1 protein-coding gene is annotated in these 1104 nt (G+C 62.7%); it reads right to left on the bottom strand.

The window, feature by feature from the left end; genetic code table 11:
• A partial coding sequence (tuf, locus tag ISO4_RS16820) for an elongation factor Tu (protein ID WP_194856981.1) occupies positions 1 to 1103 on the bottom strand: 1103 nt, incomplete at its 3' end.
• Position 1104: the final 1 nt, after the last annotated feature.

Here is a 1104-nt window from a genome sequence, read left to right as displayed (position 1 = left end):
GCGATCAGCTCGACGCTCATCTGCACGTTATCGCCCGGCATCACCATCTCGGTGCCTTCCGGCAGCTGGCAAGCGCCGGTCACGTCGGTGGTCCGGAAGTAGAACTGCGGACGGTAGCCGTTGAAGAACGGGGTGTGACGGCCGCCCTCGTCCTTGCTCAGCACGTACACCTCACCCTCGAACTTGGTGTGCGGGGTGATGGAGCCCGGCTTCGCCAGTACCTGGCCACGCTCTACTTCGTCACGCTTGGTGCCGCGCAGCAGCACGCCCACGTTCTCGCCGGCACGACCTTCGTCGAGCAGCTTGCGGAACATCTCAACGCCGGTGCAGGTGGTCTTCATGGTGTCTTTCATACCCACGATTTCCATCTCGTCACCCACCTTGATGATACCGCGCTCCACACGACCGGTTACCACGGTACCGCGGCCGGAGATGGAGAACACGTCCTCGATCGGCATCAGGAACGGCTGGTCCACGGCGCGCTCCGGCTCCGGGATGTACTCGTCCAGGCACTCAACCAGCTTGGCTACCGCCGGCATGCCGATGTCGCTGGTGTCACCTTCCAGCGCCTTCAGCGCGGAACCGGTGATGATCGGGGTGTCGTCGCCCGGGAAGTCGTAGTCGCTCAGCAGCTCGCGGATTTCCATCTCAACCAGCTCGAGCAGCTCTTCGTCGTCCACCATGTCCGCTTTGTTCAGGAACACAACGATGAACGGAACGCCAACCTGACGGGACAGCAGGATGTGCTCGCGGGTCTGCGGCATCGGGCCGTCGGCCGCGCTCACCACCAGGATCGCGCCGTCCATCTGCGCCGCGCCGGTGATCATGTTCTTCACGTAGTCGGCGTGACCCGGGCAGTCAACGTGCGCGTAGTGACGCTTCGGAGAGTCGTACTCAACGTGGGAGGTCGCGATGGTGATACCGCGCTCACGCTCTTCCGGCGCGTTATCGATGGAATCGAACGCGCTCGCGGAACCGGTGCCCCAGGTCTCGAAACAGACCCGCGTCAGGGCGGCGGTCAGCGTGGTTTTACCATGGTCAACGTGACCGATGGTGCCTACGTTTACGTGCGGTTTGTTACGTTCAAACTTTTCCTTTGCCACG

It is taken from the genome of Alloalcanivorax venustensis ISO4 (assembly GCF_015356855.1).
GTDB lineage: Bacteria > Pseudomonadota > Gammaproteobacteria > Pseudomonadales > Alcanivoracaceae > Alloalcanivorax > Alloalcanivorax venustensis.
Note: the sequence above shows the minus strand (reverse complement) of the source record. Positions and strands in the feature narration are given on the sequence as shown.